The sequence below is a fragment of the Pseudoalteromonas sp. SIMBA_162 genome, from assembly GCF_046535955.1.
GTDB classification, from domain to species: domain Bacteria; phylum Pseudomonadota; class Gammaproteobacteria; order Enterobacterales; family Alteromonadaceae; genus Pseudoalteromonas; species Pseudoalteromonas marina.
Window position 1 is genome coordinate 1 of sequence record NZ_JAWJBQ010000263.1, and the last position, 279, is coordinate 279.

At 67.0% G+C, this 279-nt stretch carries 1 protein-coding gene; it reads right to left on the minus strand.

The window, feature by feature from the left end; genetic code table 11:
- A partial coding sequence (locus R0J88_RS19610; protein WP_410900814.1) for an alanine--tRNA ligase-related protein occupies window positions 1–279 on the minus strand: 279 nt, incomplete at both ends.

Here is a 279-nt window from a genome sequence, read left to right on the forward strand (position 1 = left end):
GCCGCGGCGGCCAGCGGGTTCTGGACCAGGTCGATCTCGTAGTTGGAGTGCACGCCCTGCATCACGGCCGCGACACGCTCCAGACCCATGCCGGTATCGATGGACGGCTTGGGCAGCGGGTGCAGCGTGCCCTCGGCGTCACGGTCGAACTGCATGAAGACCAGGTTCCAGATCTCGATGTAGCGATCGCCATCTTCGTCCGGGCTGCCCGGCGGGCCACCGGCGACATCTTCGCCGTGGTCATAGAAGATTTCGGAGGACGGGCCGCACGGGCCGGTG